The organism is Sulfuricaulis sp., from assembly GCF_041499725.1.
Classification (GTDB): domain Bacteria; phylum Pseudomonadota; class Gammaproteobacteria; order Acidiferrobacterales; family Sulfurifustaceae; genus Sulfuricaulis.
In genome coordinates, this window is the sequence record NZ_JBGQKW010000133.1 from 1 (window position 1) to 4,422 (window position 4,422).

A 4,422-nucleotide genomic window follows, 5' to 3' on the forward strand; every position below is an offset into this window, starting at 1 on the left:
GTTGCTCGACAATTTTAGCGTGGTGGAACTGAAAGCCGCCGTCACGGAAACGCGCGCACGGGCAAAGCTCGAGGCCTCCGGCGGGATAAATCTTTCCAACATCCGAGCCTTTGCTGAAACCGGGGTGGATTACATCTCGATTGGCGATATGACGAAAACCGTCAAGGCGGTAGACTTGTCCATGCGCTTTGCTCATCCATCCTGATTCCGCCCCAGACAAAAAGGAGTCCGGCATGCGCCGCAAACACATTGCCGTTCTGGTCCTGATAACCGCTATCGCGGCTGCCGCTTATCTGCTCTGGCCCCGCGCTTCATCCGACATGGCCGGTCCGGAACGCGCGGCGCCTTCCATCAGCATCACCGAACAGCAGGGGCGCTATCTTTTCAACGTCACGCTGCACACGCCCGAGGAGATCGCCGGCCTGCTGACGCGCGCCGAGCAACTGGCGCAATCCATGCACGCCGACAATCCCCGCACCGGGATTGCGCTGGTGCTGCACGGGCCCGAGATCGAGATCTTTGCGAAAAAGAATTACCCGCGGTTCCAGAAGCTGGTCGACCAAGCGGCGCGTCTCGATGCCGAACATGTCATTGAAGTAAAGATGTGTCTTACCGTAATGCGGCGCCTCGGCCTGCGGAAGGAGGACATCCCCGCGTTCATCGAGCTGGTGCCCTACGGACCGGACGAAGAGGAACGGTTGCGCCGCAACGGTTACGTCTATTTGTGACCCGCCGGAGATTCCGACAGAACTTCCGTCAGATAGCCGACAAAACGATCGCGATAGATTTGACTTTGAAACGCTTGGATGTGTCCTCCGCCGGGAATAACCCATAGCTGTTTCGGTTCTCTCGCCAGTTCGTACAAACGCTGTCCGTGATGCAGCGGCACGATGGGATCGCGATCCCCGTGGATGACAAGTAATGGAATAGGACTGATGCCAGCCGCCGCATCGGACGGGCTGTACTCGTCCGATACCGTCCACGACAACGGCCATTGCAGCGGCCAGGTCAGCCAGAAATCGGCCAGCTTCTCGCGCGCGATTTGACGATAACTGGCGAAGGCACTTTCGACCACCAGGGCCCGGATGTGTCGGCGATACGACGAATGCGCCACGTGATAGATGGCAATAGCACCGCCGAGACTCTGTCCAAAAACCACCACGCGGTCGGGATCCACGTCCTTGCGCGCCAGCAGGGTACGCAACGCGGCGTCCATGTCGTCCTGCACCCCTGACATCGAAGCCGTGCCGCCCGAAGCGCCGTAACCGCGATAGTCGAGCAGCAAGACATTGAACCCTCGCGCCGGCAACCAACGCACCGACATGATATGGGTGCTGATGTTCTCGGCGTTGCCGTGCAGAAACAGAATGGTTCCCTGCGCCTTGCCCTTCGCCGGCAGGAACCAGGCGTGCAGCGGAGTGCCGTCGCCGGCCTGGAAATACACGTCCTCATACGTGAGGCCCAGCTGTTTGGGTGTTTGAACGTGCCCGCGATAGGGCTGAAAAAAAACACCGCTGCAGCCGAACAGGGCAGACGACAGCAACCCGATGAATATCAAGCTTCGCATGAGATCAGTAATAATATTGCAGTGAAATCTCCGCGGCGTTCCAGTAATCCTGGAATTCCTGCTTTCGATGCAGCCCGAGACGCAAGGCGCTTTGCCGATTCAGTGAATAGCGCTGCTCGAGCGTCAGATCGCGCGCATTATGTGCGTCACCCAGGCCATAGCGAAGGGATCGTGCATACAGGTTGATTCTCCAGCGATCCGATATATCCGTTAACCATCCAACGGTGGGGCCAGCGCCCAGAGCGTAGTCCTGGTCGAAGCGTTTACCCACGTCCAGCGCGGCCTCGACAAAACCGTAATACACCGAATGCCCCTCATGCGAGCCCGGCATATTGAAGGCCAGGCCAGGCCCGGCGTTGGCGCGGAATACCAACGGTTCGTCATCATCGGAAAAATGTTTGCGTGTCCAGCCGATATTGATCTTCCATGATACCGGCGTGAAAAAATCATCGCGCGGCGACAGCGAGACGATATTCAGCGGCGTGAACTCCTCCAGGCGCAGACTGTCGTCGCCCCGGTAGTGCCGGAACCTCATGTTGAAAAACTCGATCTGGGCGCCGCGCGTATAACCGCCGTCGTCGTCCATGAGATCATGATAGGTCGGACGCAGGTCGATCTCCTCGAATTGGCGCCCGCCGCGGCTTCCGACACCCAGCGCCAGACGCGAAGTTTTGTGGCCCTGATCCGGTCGTACTGCGGGCATTGGCACCTCGGGCCGCTGCGGCGGAACCTCCAGACGGCTGCGCGCCAGCAACAACTCGTGCATCTGGGCGGCAGTCGCCATGCCATGGCCTGTTGACGATCGATACGTGGCGTAGTCGTATGCCAACTCCAGAATCCTGGCCTGCTCTTGTGGCGGTAATTCGCTCAAACGGTCGTCGCTCGCTGATATTTTCCTTTCGGCCAAGTCCCTGGCTAAGCCGGATTGCCGGTCATCCATCTCTGCCAGTCGTCGCCGGATGATGGTCGTAGTGGCGGGACGATAAACCACGCGCTTGAGCAGGCCCGGCTGATCGGTCACGGCGCGCACGGTGTCGGAGGGAATCGCCCACCAGCGAAACCGGTCGGTCAATTCCAGGCCGGGGCGCGCTACTTCCAGCAGCGACAACAGATGATACGCGCAGTTCTCGTCAAAGAAATAGTAATCAAAGTGTGTTGGACCAAGCTCCCATGTGTGCATCAGGAGCCGGTCAATTTCCGAGGGTGTCAGCGTCAGCTGATACTCCCACACGTCGCGGTTTTCGATGTCGCTGTATTCCCTGACCTTGAGGTAATAAGGCGTAATCGCGAATAACCCGGGATAACCTCCGAATAATCCTCTGACCGCAAAAATAAGACCGCTGGTTTCATTTGTGCCGGCAGCATAGCTGATGGAGTAGGCGAGCAATCGCGTATGTTCGTCCTGATCCTTGGCATCGATACGCAACAGCGTATGACCGTACATGGAGGCAGGGTTGTTCAGGTAAGCGGCGGGGAAAACCAGCGTGATCTCGTAAGGATCAAGACTCGCACGCCACTGATAAAAACGTTTGCAGGGCTGCTCCGGTAAACGCGCCGGATCGAAATGCAGTTCTTCCTTCAGCCAATGATAACGGGCGATGAAGCGGCATTGCGGATTTTGCGCCTTATCGGATTCTTCTACGGTTGAGAAAAAACTGGCGAGTGTTGCGTCCAGTTCAGCCGCCGCGTCGGTCTTGCCACTGGGTGCATTAAAAAAGGCGGGGTCGTCGGCAAGGCTGCGCATCCCCGGCCAAAAAGGATAGGGTTTGTAATGCAAGAGATTGAGCCACTCAGTGCGCTGCGCGAGATTTTCACGCCGTGCCTGCCCGACCAGTTCTTTCAGATAGGTGTTGTCGGTCGCGAAAACCGCGAGCGGTTGCCACAACAGAATGAGCAAAAAAATCCAGCGCCCTGACATGGGTTACCCGTGATGGCGGGGGATATGAAAACGGCACCCAGCTTGCAGCCGCTGGGTGCCGTGATGAAGCGACAACTTAAATCAAGTTAGATCGATTTGGAGTACGGAGCGAGTTCGCTGTCCGACGCCAACACCTGCTTCAGAGAAGCCACTACCTGATCGGTCGTTACGTTATCGGAGGCAAAGATGCGTGAAAAATTATCCTTGGTGGCCTGGAAAAATGCGGCCTTGTGCTGGTCCTGAATACCCATCAGCTTGGCCAGGGACTCCAGAGTCTCGCCACTGCCGGTGGACATGTCGCGCGCCAGCTTGGTCTTGTTGCCGTCAATAAACATCGCCGTCTTCCAGGTGGACTTTACTACTCCATCCTGCGTGCAGCCGGAAGTACCGGAAGAAATACCGAATGTCTGGTTGCCGGAAGTTCCGTTGGTCGTCGCCGCGAGAACCTGAGGAGCAATTCCGCGTTGACCATCGAACAGCTTGGCGCCCCAACCACAGCTTCCAGTATTATTCTCACCGGCAGCCATGGCACCAACAGGGAACGCGACTATCAAAGCAACGATTGCGAGTTTCTTATTCAACATTAAAATATCCTCCTGATATTAAAAGGAATAAAGGCGCCTATTACTCGTACATCCTCTTACCTTATATGCTCGGCATAAGAAGGTGTCAAGGGAATTGGGGGGGTTTTCGACACTGTCCATGACGCATTTCCTACACGAACTTATCATAAAATAATCCTGAATCCAGGTCTGTCATAGCGCTTCATATCAAAACTTGCGTATCGACGAGGATACAATGAAAAAAATCATCGTTCTGCTGTCATTAATTTTGGCCGGGTGCAGTTCTCTCTATCTCGACACCAGTGACCTCCTGAGAGACCAGAATAAAGAAAACCTGAAGAAGCTATCCGTTGGCCAGCCCAAGGACCTGGTCA

At 56.4% G+C, this 4,422-nt stretch carries 4 protein-coding genes and 1 pseudogene; 2 read left to right on the top strand and 3 right to left on the bottom strand.

The features are described 5' to 3' along the window. Both ACC569_RS14055 and ACC569_RS14060 read left to right on the top strand, forming a co-directional pair. A pseudogene (locus ACC569_RS14055) lies at positions 1–205 on the top strand (nicotinate-nucleotide diphosphorylase); the annotation flags it as partial. 28 nt (positions 206–233) lie between these two features. Continuing rightward, complete coding sequence (locus tag ACC569_RS14060) at positions 234–728, top strand: hypothetical protein (protein ID WP_372524157.1); 495 nt, start codon at positions 234–236, stop codon at positions 726–728. On the opposite strand, the gene ACC569_RS14065 is transcribed toward ACC569_RS14060, so the two are convergent. The 3 genes from ACC569_RS14065 to ACC569_RS14075 all read right to left on the bottom strand — a co-directional run bounded on the left by ACC569_RS14065 (position 719) and on the right by ACC569_RS14075 (position 4,069). Next, positions 719–1,567, bottom strand: a complete 849-nt coding sequence (locus ACC569_RS14065) for an alpha/beta hydrolase (protein ID WP_372524158.1) — start codon at positions 1,565–1,567, stop codon at positions 719–721. The genes ACC569_RS14060 and ACC569_RS14065 overlap by 10 nt on opposite strands. 4 nt (positions 1,568–1,571) lie before the next feature. After that, positions 1,572–3,485, bottom strand: coding sequence for a DUF4105 domain-containing protein (locus ACC569_RS14070; RefSeq protein ID WP_372524159.1), 1,914 nt, complete (start codon positions 3,483–3,485; stop codon positions 1,572–1,574). Positions 3,486–3,571: 86 nt separating this feature from the next. After that, positions 3,572–4,069: a DUF3015 domain-containing protein gene (locus ACC569_RS14075; RefSeq protein WP_372524160.1), complete on the bottom strand. Its 498-nt coding sequence runs from the start codon at positions 4,067–4,069 to the stop codon at positions 3,572–3,574. Positions 4,070–4,422 lie beyond the last annotated feature (353 nt).